We start from the raw sequence: 24,149 nt of genomic DNA, 5'->3' as shown, positions 1-24,149 counted from the left end.
CCTCACGGAAGACCGGCGACAGCGCGCGCCGGCCCGGTCATTTCCAGAATGTGCAGGCCGGTATTGGCGCGGTCGACGATGTAGAGGTAACCGCGCTCGTCGGTTTCGACATTGTTGGTCTGGATCGCGACCTTGCAGCGATCCTTGCCGTCGATCTTGACGCAGCGCTTGTCGGTCGCCGCCGTGATCGCCGGAATGAAATAGCCGACCTCGGTTGGATGATAGGGATCGCGAATGTCGAGCGCGCGCACGCCCGCATTGAAGAAGGATATGAACACCATCTTCTTGTAGAAAACCTGTGCCATGCTCTCGTTGGAGGAATGCGCGCCGAACCGCCCTCCCCGCTCGCAGAACGACCCGCTCGCTTCCGGCACCGTATAGTTCGAAATCATCATCGGCCGGTTCTCGATCGTGATATCGGCGAACCACACCATTTGCCGCGGCTCGTTGCATTCGTTCAAGATCGCCTCATCGACAATCATCACGATGTCGCGGGTCTTGCCGTCCTTGTCTTTGGCAAATTCCGCAATCGGCATCCCCAACATCGGGAACGTCGTGTGGGCGCCGTTGAATGCCGACATCGTCAGCCGCGCAATTTCCGGCAAACGCAGATTGTCCGCGGTCGGCTCCCTGGGTCCGTTGAGCAGCTTCTCGCGATCGACGATCTGCAATACCCCGCCCTTGTTGGTGCCGTAGCCGAAATAGACCCGGTTGCCGGAGGGGCCCGTCGAGATCGGCCCGTGCAGTTCGGTCGGCACCGCGCCGGTCGAGCCGGGCTCCTGGCCGGGAAGGCCGAAATCGCGGATCTTCTGCGGGTGCGCGGGATCGGAGAGATCATAGACTTGCGTCATGCGGCGCGTGCGCCAGTCCGGCGCGCCCGACACCAGGAAGGCTATGCCGGTATCGCATTCCCACCAGTTCTTGTGCGTGTCCTTTAATCCGGCGATCCGCGTGATAAGCACGGGATTGGCGGGATCGGCGACGTTCCAGATCTCATGCGCCTCGCCACCGAACGTCCGCAGCATGTAGACCGCGTTGCGATCGCCCGTTGGCAAGGCCTTGCCGTCACAGATCCGCACCATTTGCGCGCCGCCCGCTTCATACTTGCCTTCCTGGCCCGGGAGGTGGCGCAGATATCTGGGCTGCGAGGGATCGGTGACATCGACGATCGACGTGCCGTTCGGCTCGGCCTTGCCGGTCTGCGGATTGACCGGCGCCGGGATCTCGTCGCTGCCGCCGTGATGGCCGATATAGGCGATCCAGCGGTCGCCCTGATGATGGATGGTCGGCTGATAGGCGCTGCGCGCCTGCAGGTCGCTGGTTCCAACCAGCTTCATGTTGTGAGCTTCGGGCGGCGCGCCGATCACCTGCTGCTGCGCGCAAGCGATGCCTGGGCCTGCGAGAAAAAGGATCGAGAACGAGGCTGCGAGTTTAAGGCGACCGCTCATGTTCCACCCCGACTGTTCAAGGCCAATCTGCGCTGGCTGAGCGCACGATAACACAGCGGCGGGTAGTGCCCAAAACACGCCCTTGACATGCAACCTTTTGGTTGCCTATTATCCTGCCCATGGATGAGGTCTTCAAGGCGCTTGCCGATGCGTCGCGGCGTTCGCTGCTGGACAGGCTTCACGCCAAGAACGGACAGACGCTGAACGAACTCTGCGACGGCCTCGCCATGACGCGGCAGGCGGTCACAAAACACCTTGGGATTCTCGAGGCGGCCAACCTCGTCACCACGCTCCGGCATGGCCGCGAGAAGCTGCACTACATCAATCCGGTTCCGATCCACCAGATCGGCGAACGCTGGATCAGGAAATTCGAGCGCGGGAAACTTGCCGCCCTCAGCGAGTTGAAACGACAGTTGGAGAAGCGTGATGAGTAAGCCGGAATTCGTCTATGTCACCTATATCGAGACCACGCCGGGGAAATTGTGGGAGGCGCTGACATCAAGCGAATTCTCCAAACGCTACTGGTTCGGCACCGAGCTGAAATCCGACTGGAAGATCGGCTCACCGCTGGCGCTGGTCATGAACGGCACCACGACCGATACCGGGGAGATTCTCGAGGCCGACCGGCCGCGGCGGCTCTCCTACACTTTCAAGCATGTGACCAATGAGGCGTACCGCAACGAGAAGCCTTCGAAGGTCGTTTTCAATATCGAGCAGCACGGCAGATTCGTGAAGCTGACGCTCACGCATGAGGGTTTCGCAGAGGGCAGCAAGTTGCTGGACGGCATCTCCAAGGGATGGCCGGCCATCATGTCCAGCCTCAAGAGCCTGCTGGAATCCGGAACCGCGCTGGAAATTCCGGTTTCCGCGCTCGGCATCGAGGGCGCGTCATGAACATCAGGAATTTCAAGCCGGCCATTGTCTACACCATCTACATCGCTTCCACGCCGGAGAAGGTGTGGGAGGCGCTGACCAGCGCCGAGTTCAGCCGACAATATTTTTCCGGCCATGCGGTTGAAGTCGATCAGAGGATCGGCGGCGCCTTCATCATTCGCACGCCGGACGGCGCCTTGCATATTTCGGGTGAGGTGATCGAGTGCGAACGCCCGAGGAAGCTCACCGTTACCTTCAACGTGAACTGGCCGGCGCTGGTGGAAAAGCTCGGCCCAACGCCCGTGACCTACGAGATCGAGCCCGCGGGCGGTGTGGTCAAGCTGACCATGCTGCAGTCGCATGACCGCGACATCAGCGACGACATCCTGTCCGGCGGCCGTGCCGGCTGGCCCGCGATCCTCTCCAGCCTGAAGAGCCTGCTGGAGACCGGCCAGGCGCTGGCGATCGAGATGCAGCCGCCGGAACGGATGCTGGCCGCGCTGAAGGAAATGGGCATCGGGACGCCGTAGCGCCCGCTGTCGTCCCTGCGAAAGCAGGGACCCATACTCCGCAGCCGTTGTTGTTGGAAAAGATAGGACAACGACCGGCGTGCATGACAATTGCGGCCGGTGGTTGTGGGTCCCTGCTTTCGCAGGGACGACGATGCCGCGCTCACTAGCCGTTCTTCGCGAGTGGACTTAGCTCTGCCTAAGGGATATTCCAGCACGAGCATTTCGAACACGCTGCACGCACGCTGATTTCGCTGATCCAAGAACGACGCACCGATGAGCCTGCGCACCCGGCTATTGATTCTGGTTATCACCGCGATGCTGGTGCCGGCCATCCTGGTGGGACTGCGCTTCGTCCAGAATCGTACGAGCGAGATCGACGCCGCGCTGTCCAGCCTGTCGGCGACCGCCAACGACATCTTGAGCGATCTCGACGAGAAAATTCAGGGCACGGCCCAGCTTCACTATGGCCTCGCCCGCGCCCGCGATCTCGACACACGCGACAAGGCGGCCTGTTCGGCGTTCCTGTCCGCCGTGCGCGAAGAATACCCGCAGTTTACGGGCATACTGACCATCAATCCGGACGGCAGCCTGTTCTGCGACTCGCTGCGAACCAGCCGGACCCTCGATCTCAGGGATCGCGCATACTTCAAGCAGGCCCTGGTTACGCACGGCGCCGTCACGCTCGAGCCCGTATTCGGCCGGCTGACGGGGACCTCGGTGTTGCAGATCGCCTATCCCGTTCGCGCCGAATCCGGGGAGCTGAAATTCATCCTGCTCGCCTCGTTCAATCTCCAGAAATTTGCCGAGTATCACGTCAAGCGGCTCTCGAACGAAACCGAGATCCTGCTGGTTGACAAGAAGGGCACCGTCCTTGTTGCGCCCCAGGGCAAAGCCTGGACTGAACCGGCCGGTGCATCGATCGCGAACTCGGAGCTGTTCCGCTTTGCGGCCTCCCAGAACCGCGAGCCATTCCGCGAACTGACAGATCGAGACGGACGAAACCATGTCTGGGCTGTCACCCGCTCGCCTTCGGTCCGCGATGCCGGACTCTACATCATGGTCGGACGATCCAAGGATGGTCTGGTCGCCGCCACCAACCGCCGCCTGTACGAGGATCTGGCGATGCTCGCGGTGGCCTCGCTGCTGCTGTTCGCAGGTGTATGGATTCTCGTCACCGTGAGCGTCGGCCGACAGGTCGGACGGCTGGCGGCGATGGCGACGAAACTGGGACTCGGCGATCTCAGCGCGCGGATTGCCCCGCCCCATCCCCGCGGCGAACTCGGCGGGCTGATGACGCTGCTCAACGGCACCGCCGAATCGCTCGAGCGCCAGCGAGCCGCGATCGATGAGCTCAACCAGAAACTCACCCAATCCCAGAAAATGGAGGCGATGGGTCAGCTCACCGGCGGCGTCGCGCATGATTTCAACAATCTGCTGACCGTCATCCTCGGCAATGCCGAGCACCTCGCCGAGAAGCTGGCGGCGCACAAGGAACTGCACGGCATCGCCGAGAGCATCGCGACCGCCGCCGAACGCGGATCGGACCTGACGCGGAGCCTGCTCGCGTTCGCGCGCAAGCAGCCATTGATGCCGAGAGACATCGACATCGGCCAGAAAATCGTCGGCATGGAGCAATTGCTGCGCCGGACGCTCGGCGAACATATCGAGTGCGAATTCCGGCTTGATCAAAACCTGTGGCAGGCCAGCGTCGATCCCGGCCAACTGGCCTCCGCCCTGCTCAACCTGGTGCTCAACGCGCGCGACGCCATGCCATCAGGCGGCACGCTGACGGTCGAGGTGCAAAATACCTCGCTCGGTGAGTCCGATGTGGACGTCAACGGCGAGGCGCGGCCCGGCGATTATGTCATGGTCGCCGTGACCGATACCGGCACCGGCATGACGGCGGAGGTCGCCGGCCGCGCCTTCGAGCCGTTCTTCACCACCAAGGAGGTAGGTAAAGGCACGGGCCTCGGGCTGAGCATGGTTTACGGATTCGCCCAGCAATCCGGCGGGTCGATGCAGATCCACTCCGAGCCGGGACACGGCACCGCCGTCAAGCTGTTCTTCCCCCGCGTCGGCATGCCCCTGGCGAGCGCCGCGCCATCAGCCGGTCTTCCGGCCACGCCCACCGGCAGCGAAACCATTCTCGTCGTCGAGGACGACGACATGGTGCGCGGCTATGTCGAAGGTGAATTGAGGGCACTCGGCTATCGCGTCATCGCGACGCCCAGCGGACCCGCGGCCCTCGCAATACTGCGCGGCCCCGAGAAGATCCACCTTCTGTTCACGGACGTCGTGATGCCCGGCGGCATGTTCGGGACCGAGCTTGCGAAGGAGGCCGCCCGCCTGCAGCCACACTTAAAGATCCTCCTGACGTCAGGCTATACCGAGCATCCCGTCGACGCGATCGACGGCGGCGGCCGCGAGGTGCGGATCCTGCACAAACCCTACCGCCGGCACGATCTGGCGTCGACGCTGCGTTCGGTGCTGAAGGCGAGTTGATCGGGGCCAGGCACACTCCCCCAGCAGGTCGTCCCTGCGAACGCAGGGACCCATACTCCGCGGCCATAATTATCGGAAAGAAAGCGGATAACTACTAGCGCGCAGACAATTGCCGCCGGTGGTTATGGGTCCCTGCTCCCGTGCGCAATTGCGCACTAGAGCGGGATGGGTCTAGTTTGAATCGATTGAGGATTCCCAAATCGGAAGGCTTCTGATTCAACATGCTGGCTGGGAAGGAGGCCAGCATGGATGGGAAAACCCTATTCGAACGACCTTCGTGAGCGGGTGGTGAAGGCTGTCATCAAAGGCGGCCTGTCGAGGCATCAGGCGGCCGCCCAATTTGGGGTGGGCATCAGCACGGCGATCAACTGGGTACAGCGCTTCCACGAGACCGGCAGCGTCAAGCCGGACCAGATCGGCGGCTATAGGCCAAAGAAGATTGCGGGGCCGCACCGCGAATGGCTGATGCAACGGTGCCGGAAGGATTTTACCGTGCGCGGGCTGGTGGCCGAACTCGCTGTGCGTGGGCTCAAGGTCGATTACCGCACGATGTGGGAGTTCCTCCACGCTGAGAAGCTCAGTTACAAAAAAAGACGCTGATTGCCGCCGAGCAGGATCGTCCCGATGTTGCCCGTCGGCGGATGCAGTGGACCAAGTATCAGAATCGGATCGATCCCACTCGGCTGGTGTTCATCGACGAGACCTGGACCAAAACCAATATGGCGCCGCTACGGGGCTGGGCGCCGCGTGGTCAACGTCTCAAAGCCAAGGTGCCGCACGGCCGCTGGCACACCATGACCTTCATGGCCGCTTTGCGCCACGATCGCATCACCGCTCCCTGGTTCATCGAGGGGCCAATCAACGGCGAAGCCTTCCTTCTCTACATCGAGAAGGTTTTGGTTCCGACCCTGCGGCCCGGCGACATCGTGGTCATGGACAATCTTGGCTCGCACAAGGCCCGCGCCGTGCGTCGCGCCATCCGTGCCGCCGGCGCAAGACTCTTCTACCTGCCGAAATACTCGCCAGATCTCAACCCAATCGAGCAGTTCTTTGCCAAGTTCAAACACTGGCTGCGCAAAGCCGCGCAGCGAACCACCGAGGCCGTCTACGATGCTATCGCTCCAATCCTCGACACCGTATCACCGGCCGAATGCGCCAATTACTTCGCCAACGCCGGTTATGACCAAACCTAGACTCATCACGCTCTAGGCAGGGACGACGGTGAGAGTTTGCGACGACGGTAAGCTGTGCGCCCCGGCCCAGCGCCCTGCTCTACAGCAGCCGGCACGCGGGACTGCGCTTGTCAGGAACGGAACACGAGCAGGGCGACCACGACAAGGTTCCCCACGAACAGCACCGCATCAATGACAAAGATCCGCAGCATCGGCCCCTTCAACACGGGCCAATAGGCCACCCCGACGCGTCCACCGCGCATCAGGACCGGAAGGTTATAGGCGAACTGGCTGAAGTGACACGCTGCGAAGAACAGGAACAACGCGAGCTGCGCGTCGTACACCTGAAAGAAGGGCGGCCGGAACACCAGGAGATACAACGACAGGAGACCGATCGGCAGATTGATCGCGCCCAGAAATGCCACGCTGGCCGACAAGGTCGGGGCGATTGGATTGCTGCGCTCCTCCCGGGGTACCAGTATCTTCAGCGTATTGCCCTGCGTAATGCTGAACTGAACGAACGCGCCACCGAACCAGAGTGCATTGAGGATCAGAACGAAATCCGGAAATCGCATATCTACTTTCCGTAATGGCTACTTTCCGTAGAAGGCCTCGCTACGCACCACACGGCCGGCGCCGTCGAAGTGCATGAACTCGCTGGCGCGCGTGTCGCCCAACTGCCAGCAGACCGTCAGGCGCGCGATCGCGTCGTCCCAGCTCCAGTTCAGGATTTTCAGGTCTGCGCTCTTGATGCCGCCGTAAGCCCTCTGCCAGTAGGCGCGGATGTTCTCGGCGCCCTCGACTACCGGGGACTCCATCAATTTGAGCGCCAAGGGGCTACGCATCTCGGCGTTTTCGGCGAAGTGCGAAACGACCGCGTCGATATCGACCTTGCACCAGTTCGCGCACCACGCCTCGACAAAGCGTCCGGCCGCTGCCCGATCCATTGTCTGTTCGCTCATGCTCGCGCCCTCCCTCGGTGCAACTGCCGGGAAGAGATGACACAGGGCGGGTTTAACGTCAATCAGATTGACCTGAGAGAATTGTCAGTTGTTGTCGGCAATGACCCCCATGACGGCCATCCAGGCGGCCGCGCCGGGCGGGCCGACACGATCGAAAGCCTCGCGCAGAACCTTGCGCTCATGGCCCGATGCCCGTTGCTCAATGCGTTTTCCTGCTTCCGTCAGCCTCAGCAATTTGGAGCGATGCTGCTCGGGCGACCGCTTCGATGTCAGGAGTTTACGCTGCAGCAACAGGCCAAGCGGCCGGTTCACGGCTTGCTTGGAAATACCGAGGACCTCGATCAGCGCGCCGATCGAGATGTCGGGCTGTCGCGCGACCACGTAGAGAATGCGATGGTGCGGCCGCGACAGGCCAAGCGTGGCGAGGTACTGGTCGGCCGAGAGCGTCATCCCGCGCCAGCCGTAATACATGAGCTCCAGCGCCGCGTCCAAATCGTGGAGCTTCGTGAGCGAAGCGCGGTGCAGGCCCGCGGCGTGAGAAGCATTTTTTTGCATGTACCTACCGTGTCGAATTGACCGAAGAGACTTACCCCAGCGCCCGCAGCTCGCGTCGCAGCACCTTGCCCGTCGCGGTCATCGGCAGCGTGTCGGCGAACTGCACGAAGCGCGGGTATTCGTGGGCGGCGAGTTGCACCTTGACGAACTCCTGGATTTCGCGCGCCAGTTCATCGCTCGCCGCAAAGCCCGGGCGCAGCACGATCCACGCCTTGATCGACTCGGTGCGGATCGGATCGGGAATACCGACCACCGCCGACATCGCCACCGCCGGATGCTTCATCAGCGTGTGCTCGATCTCGGAGGGACCGACGCGATAACCGGCGGTGGTGATGACGTCGTCTTCGCGGCTGACGTACCAGAAATAGCCATCCTCATCCTGAACGCCGAGATCGCCGGTGAGGAGAAACTCGCCGGCATATTTTTTCGCCGTCGCTTCCGGGTTCTTCCAGTATTCGATCATGGTGCACGGGCATGGCTGGCGCACGCCGATGATGCCGCGCTCACCCTTCGGCAATTCCTCGCCCTTGTCATTGACGATGCGCACATCGAAGCCCGGCGTCGCCTTGCCCATCGCACCGGGCCGGATCGGAAGCAGGTTGGAGTTGCTGCCGATCACGAGGTTGCACTCGGTCTGCCCGAACACTTCATGCGCATCGATGCCAAAAGTTTCGCGCACCCACCCTAGCAGCTCGCCGCCGAGCGATTCACCGCCGGTGAAGATGCTGCGCAGTTTCACGCCGGGATTTTTCACGCCAGCCTGCCGCATCAGCTTCAATGCGGTTGGCGGCAGGAAAGTGTTGCGGATGGAAAGTTCGGCCATCATCGCCATCGCCGCCTGCGGTTCGAATTTGCGTGCGCGGTGGCCGACCAGGGGAATGCCGTGATACCAGAACGCGAACAGGGCGTTGATCAGCCCGCCGATCCAGGCCCAGTCGGCCGGCGTCCACATCAGGTCGCCCGGCTTGGGGAGGAAGTTGTGGCACATCTCGACATTGGGCAGATGGCCAAGCACCACGCGGTGCGCGTGCAGCGCGCCCTTTGGATTTCCCGTGGTGCCCGAAGTGTAGATGATCAGGGCGGGATCGTCGGCCGAGGTATCGACGGTCGTAAATTCTTCGGACGCGGTTTCGATCGACGTCCAGAACGGCTTAGCGCCGGCGTGAACGGCGCCGCTCGTGACGTAGATGTCTTGCAGGTAGGGCAACCGATCGCGGATCTTTGTAAGCTTTTCCCAACCGCTCTCGTCGGTGACGATGGCCCTCGCTTCCGAATTCGACAGACGGAATTCCAGCGCGTCCTCGCCGAACAGCGCGAACAACGGAATGGAGATCATTCCGGAACGAAACGCCGCCAGATGCGCGATCGGCAGTTCAAGCGACTGCGACAGGAACACCGCGACGCGGTCGCCGCGCGACAGGCCGTCGGCCTTCAGCACGTTGGCGAAACGGCGCGACATCTCGGCGACGTCGTCGAACGAGGTACGCGTGGTCGCACCATCCTCGTCGACATAGACCAGCGCCAGCCGGCCAGAACCGTCCGCATAACGGTCGCAACAGGCGGTCGCCATGTTGAAGCGTGAGGGAATGGCCCAGCGGAAATTGCGGTAGAGTTCGTCGTAGGTTGAGGCTTCGGTGAGCATGGCCCTGGTCGTCATCCCTGACTTTTTCGTCATGGCCGGGCTTGTCCCCGGCCATCCACGTCTTGCTTGCGGTCAATCTTAAAGACGTGGATGCCCGGGACAAGCCCGGGCATAACGAGGAGAGACGTTTTTTGTCGCCCTGACTCAAGGCGCCCGCGCCTTCTCCATCGCAAGCTCGGCCTGGAGACTTGCGATGTCGCGATAGATTGAGGCAACCGCGAGCACGCGGCCACGGCGCTTGTACTGCAGCAGGCAGTCCTTGCCGGCGATGTCGCCGTCCACGGTGATTTCGTCCCATTTCTCGGCGTGGCCGACATAATTGATCGGCACATCGTAGTGCTGGCTCCAGAAGAACGGCACCGCATGAAACGGCTCGCGCTGCCCCAGCATGTTTCGCGCGGCGGTCTGGCCCTGACGCTCGGCCACCACCCAATGTTCGACGCGAATGGTCTCGAGGGAATGCGGATCGGGCCAGCGCGCGATGTCGCCCGCGGCATAGATGCCTGCGACGCTGGTCTCCAGATAGGCGTTGACGGTGACGCCGCGATCGATCGCAAGCCCGGCCTTTTCGGCCAAAGCCAGACGCGGCCGCACGCCGACGCCGACCACCACGATATCGGCCTCGATCGCGCCGCCGCTTTTCAGCATCGCGCGTTTGCCGTCGATCGCGGTGACGGTGTCGCCGAGATGAAAGATGACGCCGTGCTCTTCATGCAAGGAACGGACGAAGTCGCCCATCTCGGGCCCCAGCACGCGCTCCATCGGCCGCTGCTCCAGCCCGACGACGTGGACCTCGATATTTCTGGCGCGCAACGACGCCGCGGCTTCGAGCCCGATAAAGCTCGCGCCGATCACGACCGCCCGCCGCGCGCCATCGGCCAACCCAATGATGGCGCGGGAATCGGCCAGCGAGCGCAGCACGCGCACATGGGGCTGGTCCGCGCCCGGGATCGGCAGGCGGACCGGCTCCGCGCCGGTCGCCAGCAGCAAACGGTCGTAGGGGATGGTCTCGCCGCCTGATGTGACGACATGGCGTGCGTTGACATCAATTGACGTCACCTCGGTGTTGAGCCGCAGATCGATCTTCGCCTCGGCGTAGAAATCATCCGGCCGCAGCGGCAGCCAATCCTCCGGTGCGCTGCCGGCGAGATAGTCTTTTGACAGGTTCGGCCGGTCGACCGGCGCCGCAGCCTCGTTGCTCAGCATCGCGATGCTGCCGCGATAATCCTGCCGCCGCAGCATCTCGGCTGTGGCAAAGCCCGCCGCGCCGCCGCCGATAATCACGATTTGGCCGGGCGCGTCGGTGGCGCCCTTCACCTGCGACTTGGGTTGCTCGCGCTTTTCCCGAACGAAGACACGGCCATCTTCAAGCTCGACCTTCCAGACTGCGATCGGACTGAGCGCCGGCGCCCGGGTGGCTTCGCCGGTGCGCAAGTCGAAACAGGCGTGATGCCAGGGACACCGGATGCCCTCACCGGTCACGAGACCCTCGGCGAGCGGCCCATGATAATGAGTGCAATGGGCGCCGATCGCAAAGATCTCCGATCCCGAACGCACCAGCACCACTTCATCGTCGCCGACATGGCCAAGCAAGGTCTCGCCAGCGAATTCGGACATGGGCACTCCCTTTGACAGATCGGGACCGGCGGGCGGCGCTTGCTGATCGGCCATCTCGTCCTCCGCTGCGCTGCGTCGCCATTCCCAAAAATTCCTGACGGGTCAGCGCGTTGTCGCGAAAGCAGCCCAGCATGCGGCTGGTCACGAGATCAGTGTCCGGCTTGTGCACGCCGCGCGTCGTCATGCAGTAATGCGACGCCTTGATAATAACGCCGACGCCCTGCGGTTCCAGAACGTCGTTGATGGTGTTGGCGATCTGCGCCGTCATCTTTTCCTGGATCTGCAGACGCCTGGCATAGACGTCGACGACGCGCGCCAGCTTGCTGATACCGACCACGCGGCCGTTTGGAATGTAGGCCACCCAGGCCTGTCCAATGATCGGCGCCATGTGGTGTTCGCAATGGCTCTCGAAACGAATGCCGCGCAGCACGATCATCTCGTCATAGCCCTCGATCTCCTCGAAGGTCTTCTCCAGGATTTCGACCGGGTCCTGACCATAGCCCGCGAAGAATTCCTCGAACGAGCGCGTTACACGCGCCGGCGTCTCGCGCAGGCCGTCCCGTTCGGGATCTTCGCCGGTCCACCGGATGATGGTGCGCACGGCCGACTCGACCTCGGCCCTGCTCGGCCTCTGGATCTCGGACAGCGACGCTCTTGCGCGATCCAGCGCATGTACGTTCGGATTCATTGCGATGCCTTTCCACGACGATTGCCAGGGAGTTTGAACCCATTGGATGTCGCGTCGGCGAAAAGGTTCCCGATGGCGGGCGGTCCTCCCGCTTCAGCCGCGGCAATGTGTGCCGAGAGGTCAGCTTACCGGCCAGGTACAGGCATGGTATCAAGGCTTGCTGGAGGACCGCCTGAACGCATTTGCGGTCATTCGCTGGACGCCGTGTTTCGCTTAAACGGCTGATCGGTCGAATCCTCCCGTTGCGCTCAAGCGGTCGACGCGAATCGTGGGCCGACGGGAGCCCAATCATGAAGACCATGCTGCTGCTGGTGCTTTCCATGGTTACCGCCGCGCGCGATGCGACAGCACGGGACGAACAATGCGTCCGCGAACGCGCCGCCATGGTCGAAACCATCAAGGACTACGCCCGGTCCCGCGCCGTTGTTTCGGGACAGCGGGGTTTTTCGGAGCGGGTCCTTGAGGCCATGGGGCAAACCAAACGCCATCTGTTCATTCCCGAACGATCGTGCACGATCGCATACGCGGACATGCCGCTTCCGATCGGCCGCGGCCAGACCATATCGCAGCCGTTCATCGTGGCCTTGATGACAGAGTTGGCCGAGGTTGCGCCCGATCATGTCGTGCTCGAAATCGGTACGGGTTCGGGCTACCAGGCCGCCATCCTCGCGCGCCTGGCGCGAAAGGTCTGCACCATCGAGATTGTCCCTGCATTGGCCGAGGCCGCTGCGAAAACACTCAAAGATCTTGCGTATGACAATGTGAGCGTCAGGCTTGGCGATGGCTATGCCGGCTGGCCCGAATGCGGTCCTTTTGACGCCATCGTGGTGACCGCCGCGCTCGGGCAGGTACCGCCGCCGCTGATCGAGCAGCTTAAAGTGGGGGGCCGGCTCGTCATGCCGGTGGGAGCCGAGTACGGCGCTCAGCACCTTACGGTCGTTGAGAAACTCGCCCCTGACAAGACGACAACGCGCGCCGTTGCCCCCGTGCGCTTCGTGCCCTTCACGCGTTCACCGAGCCGGTAACGGTCCCGTTCTTCGCGGAACAGGCCAGACTTGTCGCCCATGGAACCCTCGGTGTTCGTGCCCGTTGAACCTCCAAATCAAGCCAGGGAGGACCCCACATGATGAAGATCGCTCTTGCCGTGGCGGCAGCCGCAGCTGTGCTGACGTCTGCCCCGCTCGTTACTCCGGCCAAGGCCCAAGACGTCAAGCAAGGCGTCAAGATGGCCCAAGTCGGCGTCGATGTTCAGGTCGGGCGGGACCGCGACGACCGCTATTATAGGGACCGTCGCCGGTATGACTCCGACACTACAGTTGGCGTTGGCCCAGGTGGTATTACCGTCGGCCCGCGACAACGCTGCCGCACGGAGACTACCACGATTGAACGGGACGACGGCCGCAGGATCACGCGCAGGGAGCGCGTCTGCGACTAAAACTGCGAGCAACAAAAAGATAGCGCCGTAGCCCGGATGGAGCGAAGCGCAATCCGGGGCTCTTGATCCTACTCGCAGATCCCCGGATTTCGTTTCGCTCCATCCGGGCTACCGAAGCAAGATCACGACGTCAGCGCCGCCTTCACCATGCCGCTGGCTTTTCCAAAATCCATCTGGCCGGCGAACTTTGCGCGCAGCTCGCCGATCACCTTGCCCATGTCCTTCATGCCGGCGGCGCCGGTCTCGGCGATCGCGGCCGATATCGCGGCCTTCATCTCGTCCTCCGACATCTGCTTGGGCAGATAGGCCGAGATGATCGCGATCTCCTCGCGCTCCTGCGCGGCAAGCTCGGCGCGGCCGCCCTTGTCGTAGAGCTCGACCGATTCCTGGCGCTGTTTGATCATTTTCTGAAACACGCCAAGCAGATCGGCGTCTGTCAACGGCGGCTTGCCATCCCCGCGCGCGGCGATGTCGGCGTTCTTGATGGTCGAATTGACCATGCGCAGCGTGGAGAGCTTGCGCTCGTCCTTGGCCTTCATCGCGTCCTTGACCGCGTTGTTGATGTCGTCGCGCAGCATGGTTGCCTCACTAAAATGGTGCCGCCGGAAGGGCTCTTGGTCTATCGGAAGATTCCGCTTCTATATAGGGGCTACGCGCGTCACGCCACCGGCATCACGCGGCGAATCGGGCGGGCCGACGAGGCTGGGAATGGGGGCATCGGCCGCGGAATTGGTTAAGCCGGGCCGCCCGATTCGGGCCGATTTGGCCAAAAAACGCTGACGCGGCGGAACCGGCTGGCAAATATGCGGCAAACGCATGTGAATCCACGTCTTCCGGCTTTGACGGGCGGGGGCGCTTGCGACTATGAAGTGCGCTCATGACAACATCTGAAAACGCCTCAGCCTGGCCGGACCACAAACCGACCGCGCTCCTCGTGCTTGCCGACGGTACCGTGCTGGAGGGTTTTGGCCTCGGCGCGGAAGGCCACGCCGTCGGCGAGGTCTGCTTCAACACCGCGATGACCGGCTATGAGGAGATCCTCACCGATCCGTCCTATGCCGGGCAGCTCATCACCTTCACCTTCCCGCATATCGGCAATGTCGGCACCAACGACGAAGACATCGAGACGGTGAACATGGCGGCGACGCCGGGCGCGCGCGGCGTGATCCTGCGCACGGCCATCACCGATCCCTCGAACTACCGCGCCACGAAACATCTCGACCAGTGGCTGCGCGCCCGCGGCATCATCGGCCTCTCCGGCATCGACACCCGCGCGCTGACCGCGCTGATCCGCACCAAGGGCATGCCCAATGCCGTGATCGCGCACGCCAAGAATGGCGAGTTCGACCTGCACGGGATGAAGGAAGAAGCCCGCGAATGGCCCGGCCTCGAAGGCATGGACCTGGTACCGATGGTCACATCAGCCCAGCGTTTCACCTGGGACGAGACGCCATGGGCCTGGGAAAAGGGTTTTGGCCGGCAAAGCGAGCCGGAGTTCAACGTGGTCGCGATCGACTACGGCATCAAGCGCAACATTTTGCGGCTCTTGGCCGGTGAAGGCTGCAAGGTCACGGTAGTGCCGGCGACGACATCGGCCGAAGACATTCTGGCGATGAAGCCGGACGGCGTGTTCCTCTCGAACGGCCCGGGCGACCCGGCCGCGACAGGCAAATACGCGGTGCCGGTCATCCAGCAGGTGATTCAATCAGGCACGCCGACCTTCGGCATCTGCCTCGGCCACCAGATGCTGGGGCTCGCCGTCGGCGCCAAGACCATGAAGATGCACCAGGGCCATCACGGCGCCAACCATCCGGTAAAGGACGAGACCACCGGCAAGGTGGAGATCACCTCCATGAACCACGGCTTTGCCGTGGATCAGGCGACGCTGCCGGAGGGCGCGACGCAGACCCATATCTCGCTGTTCGACGGCTCCAATTGCGGCATCGAGCTCAAGGGCAAGCCGGTATTCTCCGTGCAGTACCACCCCGAGGCCTCGCCGGGCCCGCGCGACTCGCACTACCTGTTCAAGCGGTTCGCGGATCTGATGCGGGCGAACAAGCGGGCGTAAGGCTACACGCACCGCCGTCATTGCGAGCGAAGCGAAGCAATCCATCCTTGCTTTGCAGCGCGATGGATTGCTTCGCGGAGCCTGTCATCGGGCGGGCATTCGCGCGACCCGTTGGCTCGCAATGACGCACGGGTCAACCAATGGGAATTGCCATGGACGCCAAGCCCGCCGCCCCCAAGGTCGAATACGGCGTGACGCCGACACACGTCATGGCGTCGATGTCAGGCCTCGATTTCGTCCGCGCGATCTTTGACGGCAGATTGCCGGCGCCGCCGATCATGCAGAACGTGGAGCCGTTCGATTCCACCGCCGAGGCCGGCCATGTCGTGTTTCACAGCGTGCCCGGCTTCCGGCATTACAATCCGATCGGATCGGTGCATGGCGGCTATGCCGCGATCCTGCTGGATTCGGCGATGGGGCTTGCGGTGCACAGCGCGCTGCCTGCCGGCACCGGCTACACCACGCTCGAATTCAAGATTTCCTTCATCAAGGGCATGACCAAGGATACCGGCCCTGTCCGCACCGAGGGCAAGACGCTCAGTGTCGGCCGCCGCGCCGCCACCGCCGAGGCGCGCATCACCGACGCAAAGGGCCGATTGCTCGCGCATGCGACGACGACGTGTCTGGTTTTCGAGATTCCGAAGGGAACGTGAGCGAAAGACAACGGTTTGATCTTGTAGGGTGGGCAAAGCGAAGCGTGCCCACCATTGCTTGCGAAGTGCTTGTGGTGGGCACGCTTCGCTTTGCCCACCCTACGATTTCGGAGGAAGCCCATGTCCGTCGTCAGCGCCGATATCGAGCCCCTCTCCTTCATCTTCGAGGATGACGGCCTCGTGCCCAACAATCCCCTGCCGTTCCTGGTCTACAAGGGTGCGGTGGATGTTACGAACGATCATCCGGAAAAGACCATCGAGGGGTTGTTCGACGCCAACGGCTGGGGCGCGATGTGGCGCAACGGCGTCTATGATTATCTGCACTACCATTCGACCGTGCATGAGGCACTCGGCGTCGCCCGCGGGCATGCGCGCGTGCAGTTCGGTGGTGACCACGGCGAGGCACTCGATATCTCTGCCGGCGACGTTGCGATCCTGCCCGCGGGGACCGGGCATCAGTTGATCTCGGCCAGCGAAGACTTTTGCGTGGTCGGCGCCTATCCACCGGGACCGCCGATGCAGATCACGCGGCCGACGCCTGAAAACCATGCGAAGGCGTTGAAGACGATTCCGGAAGTGAAGCTGCCGAAGACCGACCCGGTGCGGGGCGAACACGGCCCGCTGGTCCGGCGGTGGAAGCGCAGCGCTGCTTAGACGACTGCGCCCGTCACTTGGGGGGCTGCAATTCGCCTTTGATCCATCCAACAGCGTTAGATTCCAGCGGATCGAACGCCATCGTCCTGGTTTCGGTGTGGCCGCATTTTGCGCATTCGAACGTGCGTTGCTCCAAACCTTCCGGCCCGTCCGAAACGGCCGTCGTGATCATCCGCGCCTCGCAATCAGGGCAACGCGGCCGCATCGGCAGAAGCTCTGGAGGGGGTCTTTCCGGGGCTAGCATGACACTCACCCAGCGTTGAGTTGAACCTAATCGGCGCTTACAAGTCGCGCGCGCCGACAACCTTCACAAAGGCCTAATCTAACCAGTGAAAACGCCCTTCGATCCGTCCAATACCCGACACTTGACATAGTAGTGATAAATATATCCGCCGAACTGTCCGATACCCGACTATCCGCCGAGAATTAATTAGCTATTGCCAGTAGTTGCGCCCATTGTGGGTCTATCGCCGGCTTCAGCCCTTAGGCATCGGCGACAGAGAGAGTTGAAGCTCCCGCCTATGTTGCGCAGGAGCTCTCGTGGCCGCTGAAAATCACATTCTGAGCTTGCTGGATGCTACAGCGCTGGCCCTGCTGAAGCCCCACATGCGGACGATTGCTGTCGAACATGGCGAGTTGCTCCACAACTCATCGTCGGAAATCGAGTTCGCCTTTTTCCCGCGCTCCTGCATCATTTCCGTTCTCGCCAGCACCGACCAGGGCGCGACCGCCGAGACCTCCATCGTCGGCCGCGAAGGCATGATCGGATCGTCCACCATCCACGGCATCACGACGTCGTTCGCGGATTCGATCGTGCAGGTCGCCGGCGAAGCTGTCCGCATTCCTGCCGGGGAAGTTCATCGGGCCGGACGGGAGAGCGAAAGCTTTCGAAAGACTGTTGCTTTGTTCGATCTCTCCTTGCTCGCGCAGTCGCAGCAATCGACCGCCTGCCAGGCGCTGCACCAGGTGGAAAACCGGGCGGCGCGCTGGCTCATGCAGTGCAGGAAACGGCTGGGCAGCAACGACATCCGCCTGACCCAGGAGTTCTTCGGACAGATGCTCGGGGTTCAACGCACCACCATCAATCTGGTCGAGCGCACCCTGCAGAATGCCGGTCTCATTCAAATCGGCCGGGGCCGCATTTCCATCCTCGACGCCAAGGGGCTGGAGGCTGTCTCATGCGACTGTTACGAGCGCATAGAGAAGCGGTACGAGGAGCTATTGGGCCCGCTCGAGTAAATTTTTCCTGCCGCCGGAACGAATCGGCCAAGACCGTGTCGGATACCCGACACTCTAAGGCACTTTGCCCCTGCCAGCCACAGACGCCGGTCCCTGATGCAGCCCAGCGCTCGCAAGCGACCTGTTGTGCTTATTGTCGAGGACGAATTTCTGGTCCGGATCGGTACCAGAGCCGCCATCGAGATGGCGGGATTTGACGTTCTCGAGGCTGGCGATGCGGACGAGGCCGTCAGCATTCTCGCGACCCGCAGCGATATTCATCTTATCTTTACCGACATACACATGCCCGGTTCGATGGACGGGTTGAAGCTCGCTTATTTCGTCAGGGACCGCTGGCCGCCGGTCAAGATCGTGGCGACGTCAGGTCGTGCCCGGATCAATGATAGCGACCTCCCCGAGGGTGGACGCTTCCTGCCTAAGCCCTACTCCGCTGCGGAAATCACCACGACGCTTCGCGAACTCATCCAAGGCTAGTTCGCAAGGCTAGTTCGCCAGCGTCGGGTGCTGACCTGCTTCGACCCCTAGTGGTCTAGTTTGGGTTTAGTCGGGTATCGGACAGACGGAAAACCCAAACTGATTTTAAAATTTTTGGCCCGTTCAACCTATCGGCTGGGAGGACAGCGTCATGGCAGAGAGGCGGCGCATCAAACACGAGGCGACCTTTGAAGAGAGGCTGGCGGAAGAGGCGATTAAATTTAAGGAAGCAGCTGAAAAACAACCTCCAGGAAGCACTGCCAGGGAATTGCTTTTGCGGCGCGCCCGACAGGCCGAAACGGTATCACACATCAACGATTGGCTTCGATCTCCCGGCCTGCAGCCGCCCAAGGCGCTAGAAAATTTGGTTTCAGATCAGAAGAAGTAAGCCGCACCCGGTGTCCTAAACTGGCAGGGGGACCGCAAGTGAAAGACTATCAGGCTTCTCTCGAGAAGCTTAGGAGCGATGCGGCTGAAGCGGCGCTGATCCGGGATCTTGCAACGGATATGGCTAAACGCGAAATGTTCGACCGGCTGGCCAAGCATCTGGATCAACTGGCTGACGACGTTGAGCAGGCCATGAACGCGCAAAAAGCCGGCTAAGAGTGGGCCGCCTCAGGTGGCGGCATTATCTTCATCGTCGCCTGTTTGGCGCGTTGTCAGCCGCGCCCGGCGATCGAAAGATTCGGCTCCTCCGGCGCCTGCTCGCTGGAAGACAGCCGCATCGCGGCGACCCGCGCGACGAAAAGCCCGATAACGAGATTTGCCCGTTCAGTCTCCAGCCTGTCGCGGATCGGCCCGGTCGGCTCGGTCGCGCACATGGTCTTGATGCAATCGAGGGTGCGGGACAAGGATTCGACCACTGCCAGGATCGGCTCAATGGATGGCGGCGCCGCCGGCGGCTCGGACGCGGGCTCAGGCTTCGGGCCACGAAATTCAATTACTTTCTGCATCGCTCAATTCCAAATCAGAAGTAACGTACGGACCGATTGCACCCGCATCATCCTGCACGGGCTCACCGGGCGGCTTTCATCATAGCGAAGCCTCCCACAGGCTCGCTTAAATTGATTATCGGAATCTTGCAGCACAATCTAAAGACGCGCGCTTTTTTCGCGCATTTTGACCGCCACGGCGCCGATCCGTTTCATCGGCGAGAACGGACCGCTGGCCAAACTAAGGAAACGCGGCTGACCGTTTTGCCAACACATGGCATCCCAAGGCGCGCGAAACAATTCAAAAGCGCACGAAATTTTAGCGACAATCAATCCATCCGCGAGCACTCGGTGCGACGGGAAAATAATGCAACTCACTGGACTTTGTGCTAGCGTGTTCTAGTGGAGGTAGCCCGCAAGCCGCTCTTCTGCAATTGACTCGATAGCCTCTCATTTCAGCACCTTTGTCTCCATTCTGCAGACGCCATGCGGCGTTTTATGCAGCCGGCTTTGTGCGTCCTCTTGCATGCGCGACCTCCCGATCGCGAAGTCGGGAGGCATCAACAGTGAGGAAGACCAAACCAGCCACAAATCACGACAGCCACATCAGTAGAGGAGTATTCGACATGTTTCGACGGATTCTGACGCTGACCTTGTCCCTTTGCCTTGGCGCGGCGGCTGCGCCCGCGGTGCAGGCTCAGTCCGCACCGGCAATCACCGAACAGGAGGCACACGCCATCGCGGTGGATGCCTACGTCTATTTCTATCCCATCATGTCGATGGACGTGTCCCGCAAGCAATTTACAAACGTCGAACAAGGCAAGGATTCCTTCAAGGGCCCGATGAACACGTTCGTCAACGTGCCCGAATATCCGCCGGCAGACTTCAAGGGTGTCGTGCGCTCCAACTTCGATACGCTGTATTCCGCCTCGTGGCTGGATATGACCAAGGAGCCCGTCGTCATCTCGGCGCCGGACACCGATGGACGCTATTATCTGCTGCCGATGCTCGACATGTGGACCGATGTTTTTGCATCGCCGGGCTGGCGCACGACGGGCACCAAGGCCGGGACGTTTCTGGTGACACCCCCAGGCTGGCGGCCGGATCTGCGCGACAGATTCGCCGAGGAGTTCAAGCTTCCGAAAGACACCCAGCGCATCAACGCGCCAACACCCTACGTCTGGCTGATCGGCCGGACCAAGACCGACGGCCCGCCGGATTATCCTGCGGTTCACAAGATCCAGGCCGGCTACAAAGTCACGCTTCTTTCCGAGTATGGCAAGACGCCAAAGCCGGTCGAATTCAAGCCCGACCCAAGCGTCGATATGAAGACGCCGCCAAAGACCCAGGTCGATACTATGTCGGCCGGCGTCTATTTCGCCAATGCCGCCGAGTTGCTCAAGCTTCATCCGCCCCATATTACCGACGAGCCGATCCTCGCGCAGATGAAGAAAATCGGCATCGAGGTTGGCAAGAGCTTTGACATCGGCAAGCTCGATCCCACCGTGCAGAGGGCAGTGGAAACGGCACCACAGGACGCGCAGAAGCTGATGGCCTGGAAGCTGCCGACGCTGGCGCGGGTTGCCAACGGCTGGGGGATGAACACCGACACGGTGGGCGTGTATGGCAACTATTACCTGAAGCGGGCCATTCTCTCGCAGCAAGGCCTGGGCGCGAACGTGGTGGAGGACGCCATCTATCCGCTCAATCTCGCCGACGAATCCGGCAAGCCGCTCGATGGCGCGAACAAATACACCATCACCTTCGAGAAGGGCGCCACCCCGCCGGTCAATGCGTTCTGGTCGATCACGCTCTACGATCAGGACGGCTTCCAGGTCGGCAACACGCTGAACCGTTTTGCGGTGAGCAGCTGGATGCCGTTCAAATACAACGCCGATGGTTCGCTCGACCTCTATTTCCAGAACGCGAGCCCGGGCAAGGAGCTCGAAGCCAACTGGCTTCCCGCGCCGAAGGCGCCATTCAATCTGACGATGCGCCTGTACGCGCCGAAGTCGGAAGCGCTGACCGGCAAATGGAACCCTCCGCCGGTTGTGAAGTCGCAAACAACGGTGGGAATCTCGGCCCAATAAAAGTTGACGGCCCGCCGGCGCTTCGGCGCCGGCGACCGACCCCCGCGAACACAATCTTCCCCAAAGAGGAGCCGGTACCATGTTGACGAAACGCGACCTTCTTCGTTCCGCCGCACTTGCTGCACTCATTGTCACGACAACGACGCCTGTCCCGGCGAACGCGCAGGCCAAGACCGAATGGCCTGACATCCGCGAGGCCAAGGCCATCGCCGAGGAAGGCTTCATCTATGGGCTGCCGATCGTGATGAACTACGCTGTCATGTATGAGTTCTCCGTGGACGCGAAGAACAGCCAGTTCAAGGCACCGTTCAATCAGATCAAAAACCTGGCGTATGTCGCGACGTACAAAGATACCGCTGTCGTGACGCCCAACAGCGACACTCCATATTCCACCTTATGGTTTGATCTGCGCGCCGAACCAATGGTTGTTTCTGTGCCGGCCGTGGAAAAGACTCGCTATTACACAGTGCAGCTGATCGACGGCAACACGTTCAATTTTGGTTATATCGGGAGCCGCGCGACCGGTAGCGACGCCGGAGATTACATGGTCGTTGGGCCGAACTGGCAGGGAGCCACTCCGCCCGGAATCCAGAAGGTCTTTCAGTCTTCGACGCAGTTTGCCTTCGCGGCCATTCGCACCCAGCTCTTCAATCCGGAGGATATGCCCAATGTCGTAAAGGTTCAGGCCGGCTACAAGGCGCAGCCCCTGTCGGCCTATATCAAGCAGCCAGCAACGACCGGTGCAGCAGCGATCGACTTTCCCAAGGCCGATGCTGAGTTGGTGAAGAAGAACTTCTTCGAATACCTCGATTTCGCTCTGCAGTTTGCGCCAGCAGGGCCGGAAGAACGCGCCATTCGCGAAAAGCTCGCGCGCATCGGCGTCGGCGCGGGCAAGACATTCGAGTTCAAGGATCTTCCGCTGACCCACAAGATTGAAATCGGACTGGGGATGAAAGACGGCGAAGAAAAGGTCGAGAAGTATCTCGCCAGCGGCCAGAAGGACGTAAACGGATGGAAAATCGGATCGCTGTTCGGAGACCGGCTGTTCTACAGCGGTGATTGGCTGAAGCGCGCTGCCGCCGCCAAAGGCGGCATTTACGGCAATGACGCCGCGGAAGCCGTCTATCCAATGACCAAAACGCTCGCCGACGGCGAAGCGCTCGATGCCTCCAAACACAAATACACCATCACTTTCCCCGCCGGACAGTATCCGCCGGTGGAAGCCTTCTGGTCGGTGACAATGTATGACGGCAAGAGCCAGCTGCTGATCGAGAATCCGATCAATCGATACCTGATCAATTCACCGATGCTGCCCGACATGAAGAAGAATCCGGACGGTTCTCTCACGCTGCATCTCCAGAAAGACTCACCCGGCGCCGACAAGGAATCCAACTGGTTGCCGGCGCCGAACGGCGAAATGTACCTCGTGATGCGGCTCTACTGGCCGAAGACCGAAGCGCCGTCCGTCTTACCTGCAGGCAATGGCTCCTGGAAGCCACCGGCGATCGTGGCGGCGAAGTAACGGAACGGCCGCCGTCATCAAGGCGGGGACGGCGGCCACAGGGGTCATTTCATCTGGCCCACTGACCCATCTGGAGGCATGTCAGCAAGCTGACGTAACTTGGCGTGCCACCGATGCTCTCTTGCGAGACGCAGCTTGCCCGGCTTGGCGCGGGGAATTTCGACCATTGGCCTGCGAGCTGCCGCTTCGCTTTCTGCTCATCGTTCACGCAGCTCTTTATCGACTGGTCAACGGAGAGGCCGGTGGTGGCGGCGACGTCGAGCTTGCAACTCCGCGCAACATCGAAGTTCGGCACGCCGTCTGCCACCGCAACGATCAACTGCGAGTTCAAAACGATCATCGAGAAAGAGATAGGCATCTCCCGCCTCCTTCGGATCGCAGCAAAAACTTCGGGCCGCCGCTTCTGTTCGAAGCAGCGCCAGCCTATCGCAAAACCGGCCGGGACGCGATGGGAATGTCCATCAGGAGACAGGCGCCGCAGAACGCAGGGATGGCAAAGCCGACCCTGCGCGTCTGCGGATCGCACGCAAAGCTCACGCCGCGTTGGCGCCTTCCTGGCGGCTGGCCTCGAACAGGAACCAGGTGCGGCGCTCGGTCTCGTCGATGAACAATTCGAGCAACTGGGCGGTGCCCGTGTCCTCATTGTCATCGCAAAGCTTGTGCGCTTTGCGCATCGCCGCCGCCATGTGCTTGTTGTCTTCCATCAGCTCGCGCAGCATTTCGCGCGGCGGCACATAGGCCTCGTTGTTGTCCTGAATGGTCTGCAGCTTGGCGATGTGTCCGATCGAGCGCAGCGTAATGCCGCCGAGCTTGCGCACCCGTTCGGCGAGCTGGTCGGTGGTGGCGAAGATCGCTTCGGATTGCTCGTCCAGCATCAGATGATAGTCGCGGAAATGCCGGCCGCTGACATGCCAGTGGAAGTTCTTGGTCTTCAGGTAAAGCGCGAAGGCGTCCGCCAGCAGCGCGTTGAGGGATGTCGAAATCTTCTCGACGGCGGCCGGCGCCAGGTCGGTCGGCGTGTCGAGATCGGGGGATACCTTGCCGGATTTGTTGTTGGTTTTGCTCACGTTGCACCTTCCTGTTAGGAACCGGACTCTGGCGGCGGTGGACA

27 protein-coding genes and 1 pseudogene are annotated in these 24,149 nt (G+C 61.6%); 16 read left to right on the top strand and 12 right to left on the bottom strand.

The features are described from left to right. Positions 1-2 precede the first annotated feature (2 nt). Entirely contained in the window at positions 3-1,448 is a 1,446-nt protein-coding gene (locus IVB05_RS05605) for a hypothetical protein (protein ID WP_247783434.1), read from the bottom strand. A 119-nt stretch (positions 1,449-1,567) separates the two neighbouring features. On the opposite strand from IVB05_RS05605, the gene IVB05_RS05600 reads away from it, so the two are divergent. From IVB05_RS05600 to IVB05_RS05580, 5 genes are all read left to right on the top strand, one after another. Continuing rightward, positions 1,568-1,882: a helix-turn-helix domain-containing protein gene (locus IVB05_RS05600; protein WP_247520232.1), complete on the top strand. Its 315-nt coding sequence runs from the start codon at positions 1,568-1,570 to the stop codon at positions 1,880-1,882. After that, positions 1,875-2,342 carry an SRPBCC family protein gene (locus IVB05_RS05595; protein ID WP_247783433.1) on the top strand — a complete coding sequence of 156 codons (468 nt, stop codon included), beginning with the start codon at positions 1,875-1,877 and terminating at the stop codon, positions 2,340-2,342. The genes IVB05_RS05600 and IVB05_RS05595 overlap by 8 nt, the downstream gene beginning before the upstream one ends. Continuing rightward, positions 2,339-2,851 carry an SRPBCC family protein gene (locus tag IVB05_RS05590; RefSeq protein WP_247783432.1) on the top strand — a complete coding sequence of 171 codons (513 nt, stop codon included), beginning with the start codon at positions 2,339-2,341 and terminating at the stop codon, positions 2,849-2,851. The genes IVB05_RS05595 and IVB05_RS05590 overlap by 4 nt, the downstream gene beginning before the upstream one ends. A 255-nt stretch (positions 2,852-3,106) precedes the next feature. Beyond that, positions 3,107-5,335: an ATP-binding protein gene (locus IVB05_RS05585; RefSeq protein WP_247783431.1), complete on the top strand. Its 2,229-nt coding sequence runs from the start codon at positions 3,107-3,109 to the stop codon at positions 5,333-5,335. A 249-nt stretch (positions 5,336-5,584) separates the two neighbouring features. Beyond that, positions 5,585-6,528 (top strand): IS630 family transposase gene (locus IVB05_RS05580; protein ID WP_247777928.1). Its coding sequence is split into 2 segments (ribosomal slippage): positions 5,585-5,920 and positions 5,923-6,528, totalling 942 coding nucleotides; the frame shifts between segments, so codons are not numbered across the junction. Between the two features lie 110 nt (positions 6,529-6,638). Here the strand turns inward: IVB05_RS05580 and IVB05_RS05575 are convergent. The 6 genes and pseudogenes from IVB05_RS05575 to folE form a co-directional block, all read right to left on the bottom strand. Next, positions 6,639-7,082 carry a hypothetical protein gene (locus tag IVB05_RS05575; RefSeq protein WP_247783430.1) on the bottom strand — a complete coding sequence of 148 codons (444 nt, stop codon included), beginning with the start codon at positions 7,080-7,082 and terminating at the stop codon, positions 6,639-6,641. 18 nt (positions 7,083-7,100) lie between these two features. Continuing rightward, the gene (locus IVB05_RS05570) at positions 7,101-7,469 is read right to left on the bottom strand and encodes a nuclear transport factor 2 family protein (RefSeq protein WP_247783429.1); all 369 of its coding nucleotides are present in this window, start codon (positions 7,467-7,469) and stop codon (positions 7,101-7,103) included. A gap of 84 nt (positions 7,470-7,553) precedes the next feature. Further along, the gene (locus IVB05_RS05565) at positions 7,554-8,024 is read right to left on the bottom strand and encodes a MarR family transcriptional regulator (RefSeq protein ID WP_247783428.1); all 471 of its coding nucleotides are present in this window, start codon (positions 8,022-8,024) and stop codon (positions 7,554-7,556) included. Positions 8,025-8,055: 31 nt separating this feature from the next. Next, complete coding sequence (locus IVB05_RS05560) at positions 8,056-9,666, bottom strand: acyl-CoA synthetase (protein WP_247786597.1); 1,611 nt, start codon at positions 9,664-9,666, stop codon at positions 8,056-8,058. A 144-nt stretch (positions 9,667-9,810) separates the two neighbouring features. Next, the gene (locus IVB05_RS05555) at positions 9,811-11,337 is read right to left on the bottom strand and encodes an FAD-dependent oxidoreductase (RefSeq protein ID WP_247783427.1); all 1,527 of its coding nucleotides are present in this window, start codon (positions 11,335-11,337) and stop codon (positions 9,811-9,813) included. A 22-nt stretch (positions 11,338-11,359) separates the two neighbouring features. Then, positions 11,360-11,971: pseudogene (folE, locus tag IVB05_RS05550) on the bottom strand (GTP cyclohydrolase I FolE); the annotation flags it as partial. 290 nt (positions 11,972-12,261) lie between these two features. Here folE and IVB05_RS05545 point away from each other — a divergent pair. Together IVB05_RS05545 and IVB05_RS05540 are read left to right on the top strand one after the other, a co-directional pair. Beyond that, positions 12,262-12,996 carry a protein-L-isoaspartate(D-aspartate) O-methyltransferase gene (locus IVB05_RS05545; protein ID WP_247783426.1) on the top strand — a complete coding sequence of 245 codons (735 nt, stop codon included), beginning with the start codon at positions 12,262-12,264 and terminating at the stop codon, positions 12,994-12,996. Positions 12,997-13,094: 98 nt separating this feature from the next. Then, entirely contained in the window at positions 13,095-13,406 is a 312-nt protein-coding gene (locus tag IVB05_RS05540) for a hypothetical protein (protein ID WP_247783425.1), read from the top strand. Positions 13,407-13,528: 122 nt separating this feature from the next. Here the strand turns inward: IVB05_RS05540 and IVB05_RS05535 are convergent, their stop codons facing one another. Then, the gene (locus tag IVB05_RS05535; RefSeq protein ID WP_247783424.1) at positions 13,529-13,984 is read right to left on the bottom strand and encodes a GatB/YqeY domain-containing protein; all 456 of its coding nucleotides are present in this window, start codon (positions 13,982-13,984) and stop codon (positions 13,529-13,531) included. Positions 13,985-14,283: 299 nt separating this feature from the next. Here IVB05_RS05535 and carA point away from each other — a divergent pair, with 299 nt between their 5' ends. The 3 genes from carA (at position 14,284) to IVB05_RS05520 (ending at position 16,781) form a co-directional block, all read left to right on the top strand. Beyond that, positions 14,284-15,474, top strand: coding sequence for a glutamine-hydrolyzing carbamoyl-phosphate synthase small subunit (carA, locus tag IVB05_RS05530; protein ID WP_247783423.1), 1,191 nt, complete (start codon positions 14,284-14,286; stop codon positions 15,472-15,474). A 152-nt stretch (positions 15,475-15,626) separates the two neighbouring features. After that, positions 15,627-16,127 carry a PaaI family thioesterase gene (locus IVB05_RS05525; RefSeq protein WP_247783422.1) on the top strand — a complete coding sequence of 167 codons (501 nt, stop codon included), beginning with the start codon at positions 15,627-15,629 and terminating at the stop codon, positions 16,125-16,127. A gap of 120 nt (positions 16,128-16,247) precedes the next feature. Beyond that, the gene (locus IVB05_RS05520) at positions 16,248-16,781 is read left to right on the top strand and encodes a cupin domain-containing protein (RefSeq protein ID WP_247783421.1); all 534 of its coding nucleotides are present in this window, start codon (positions 16,248-16,250) and stop codon (positions 16,779-16,781) included. Positions 16,782-16,794: 13 nt separating this feature from the next. On the opposite strand, the gene IVB05_RS05515 is transcribed toward IVB05_RS05520, so the two are convergent. After that, positions 16,795-16,953 (bottom strand): response regulator, encoded by a 159-nt coding sequence (locus tag IVB05_RS05515; protein WP_247783420.1) that lies wholly within the window; start codon positions 16,951-16,953, stop codon positions 16,795-16,797. Positions 16,954-17,321: 368 nt separating this feature from the next. Here IVB05_RS05515 and IVB05_RS05510 point away from each other — a divergent pair, with 368 nt between their 5' ends. From IVB05_RS05510 to IVB05_RS05495, 4 genes are all read left to right on the top strand, one after another. Further along, entirely contained in the window at positions 17,322-18,020 is a 699-nt protein-coding gene (locus IVB05_RS05510; protein WP_247783419.1) for a Crp/Fnr family transcriptional regulator, read from the top strand. A gap of 96 nt (positions 18,021-18,116) precedes the next feature. Next, complete coding sequence (locus tag IVB05_RS05505; protein WP_247783418.1) at positions 18,117-18,494, top strand: response regulator; 378 nt, start codon at positions 18,117-18,119, stop codon at positions 18,492-18,494. Positions 18,495-18,645: 151 nt separating this feature from the next. Then, positions 18,646-18,882, top strand: a complete 237-nt coding sequence (locus IVB05_RS05500) for a hypothetical protein (protein ID WP_247783417.1) — start codon at positions 18,646-18,648, stop codon at positions 18,880-18,882. 38 nt (positions 18,883-18,920) lie between these two features. After that, on the top strand, positions 18,921-19,097 hold the full coding sequence (locus tag IVB05_RS05495; RefSeq protein WP_247783416.1) for a hypothetical protein: 177 nt from the start codon (positions 18,921-18,923) through the stop codon (positions 19,095-19,097). Between the two features lie 56 nt (positions 19,098-19,153). Here the strand turns inward: IVB05_RS05495 and IVB05_RS05490 are convergent, their stop codons facing one another. Further along, positions 19,154-19,447: a hypothetical protein gene (locus IVB05_RS05490; RefSeq protein WP_247783415.1), complete on the bottom strand. Its 294-nt coding sequence runs from the start codon at positions 19,445-19,447 to the stop codon at positions 19,154-19,156. A 605-nt stretch (positions 19,448-20,052) separates the two neighbouring features. Here IVB05_RS05490 and IVB05_RS05485 point away from each other — a divergent pair. Next, positions 20,053-21,516, top strand: a complete 1,464-nt coding sequence (locus IVB05_RS05485) for a DUF1254 domain-containing protein (RefSeq protein WP_247783414.1) — start codon at positions 20,053-20,055, stop codon at positions 21,514-21,516. Positions 21,517-21,595: 79 nt separating this feature from the next. Next, complete coding sequence (locus IVB05_RS05480) at positions 21,596-23,038, top strand: DUF1254 domain-containing protein (RefSeq protein WP_247783413.1); 1,443 nt, start codon at positions 21,596-21,598, stop codon at positions 23,036-23,038. Positions 23,039-23,087: 49 nt separating this feature from the next. On the opposite strand, the gene IVB05_RS05475 is transcribed toward IVB05_RS05480, so the two are convergent. Together IVB05_RS05475 and IVB05_RS05470 are read right to left on the bottom strand one after the other, a co-directional pair. Further along, positions 23,088-23,396 carry a hypothetical protein gene (locus IVB05_RS05475; protein WP_247783412.1) on the bottom strand — a complete coding sequence of 103 codons (309 nt, stop codon included), beginning with the start codon at positions 23,394-23,396 and terminating at the stop codon, positions 23,088-23,090. A gap of 175 nt (positions 23,397-23,571) precedes the next feature. Then, positions 23,572-24,105 (bottom strand): DNA starvation/stationary phase protection protein, encoded by a 534-nt coding sequence (locus IVB05_RS05470; protein WP_247783411.1) that lies wholly within the window; start codon positions 24,103-24,105, stop codon positions 23,572-23,574. Between the last annotated feature and the right edge of the window lie 44 nt (positions 24,106-24,149).

Origin of the sequence: Bradyrhizobium sp. 170, from assembly GCF_023101085.1 — a bacterium.
Classification (GTDB): Bacteria; Pseudomonadota; Alphaproteobacteria; order Rhizobiales; family Xanthobacteraceae; genus Bradyrhizobium.
Note: the sequence above shows the minus strand (reverse complement) of the source record. Positions and strands in the feature narration are given on the sequence as shown.

Coding starts and splice junctions, on each gene's coding strand:
- IVB05_RS05605 (WP_247783434.1), bottom strand. CDS start 1,448: ATGAGCGGTCGCCTTAAACTCGCAGCCTCGTTCTCGATCCTTTTTCTC.
- IVB05_RS05600 (WP_247520232.1), top strand. CDS start 1,568: ATGGATGAGGTCTTCAAGGCGCTTGCCGATGCGTCGCGGCGTTCGCTG.
- IVB05_RS05595 (WP_247783433.1), top strand. CDS start 1,875: ATGAGTAAGCCGGAATTCGTCTATGTCACCTATATCGAGACCACGCCG.
- IVB05_RS05590 (WP_247783432.1), top strand. CDS start 2,339: ATGAACATCAGGAATTTCAAGCCGGCCATTGTCTACACCATCTACATC.
- IVB05_RS05585 (WP_247783431.1), top strand. CDS start 3,107: ATGAGCCTGCGCACCCGGCTATTGATTCTGGTTATCACCGCGATGCTG.
- IVB05_RS05575 (WP_247783430.1), bottom strand. CDS start 7,082: ATGCGATTTCCGGATTTCGTTCTGATCCTCAATGCACTCTGGTTCGGT.
- IVB05_RS05570 (WP_247783429.1), bottom strand. CDS start 7,469: ATGAGCGAACAGACAATGGATCGGGCAGCGGCCGGACGCTTTGTCGAG.
- IVB05_RS05565 (WP_247783428.1), bottom strand. CDS start 8,024: ATGCAAAAAAATGCTTCTCACGCCGCGGGCCTGCACCGCGCTTCGCTC.
- IVB05_RS05560 (WP_247786597.1), bottom strand. CDS start 9,666: ATGCTCACCGAAGCCTCAACCTACGACGAACTCTACCGCAATTTCCGC.
- IVB05_RS05555 (WP_247783427.1), bottom strand. CDS start 11,337: ATGGCCGATCAGCAAGCGCCGCCCGCCGGTCCCGATCTGTCAAAGGGA.
- IVB05_RS05545 (WP_247783426.1), top strand. CDS start 12,262: ATGAAGACCATGCTGCTGCTGGTGCTTTCCATGGTTACCGCCGCGCGC.
- IVB05_RS05540 (WP_247783425.1), top strand. CDS start 13,095: ATGATGAAGATCGCTCTTGCCGTGGCGGCAGCCGCAGCTGTGCTGACG.
- IVB05_RS05535 (WP_247783424.1), bottom strand. CDS start 13,984: ATGCTGCGCGACGACATCAACAACGCGGTCAAGGACGCGATGAAGGCC.
- carA (WP_247783423.1), top strand. CDS start 14,284: ATGACAACATCTGAAAACGCCTCAGCCTGGCCGGACCACAAACCGACC.
- IVB05_RS05525 (WP_247783422.1), top strand. CDS start 15,627: ATGGACGCCAAGCCCGCCGCCCCCAAGGTCGAATACGGCGTGACGCCG.
- IVB05_RS05520 (WP_247783421.1), top strand. CDS start 16,248: ATGTCCGTCGTCAGCGCCGATATCGAGCCCCTCTCCTTCATCTTCGAG.
- IVB05_RS05515 (WP_247783420.1), bottom strand. CDS start 16,953: ATGATCACGACGGCCGTTTCGGACGGGCCGGAAGGTTTGGAGCAACGC.
- IVB05_RS05505 (WP_247783418.1), top strand. CDS start 18,117: ATGCAGCCCAGCGCTCGCAAGCGACCTGTTGTGCTTATTGTCGAGGAC.
- IVB05_RS05500 (WP_247783417.1), top strand. CDS start 18,646: ATGGCAGAGAGGCGGCGCATCAAACACGAGGCGACCTTTGAAGAGAGG.
- IVB05_RS05490 (WP_247783415.1), bottom strand. CDS start 19,447: ATGCAGAAAGTAATTGAATTTCGTGGCCCGAAGCCTGAGCCCGCGTCC.
- IVB05_RS05485 (WP_247783414.1), top strand. CDS start 20,053: ATGTTTCGACGGATTCTGACGCTGACCTTGTCCCTTTGCCTTGGCGCG.
- IVB05_RS05480 (WP_247783413.1), top strand. CDS start 21,596: ATGTTGACGAAACGCGACCTTCTTCGTTCCGCCGCACTTGCTGCACTC.
- IVB05_RS05475 (WP_247783412.1), bottom strand. CDS start 23,396: ATGCCTATCTCTTTCTCGATGATCGTTTTGAACTCGCAGTTGATCGTT.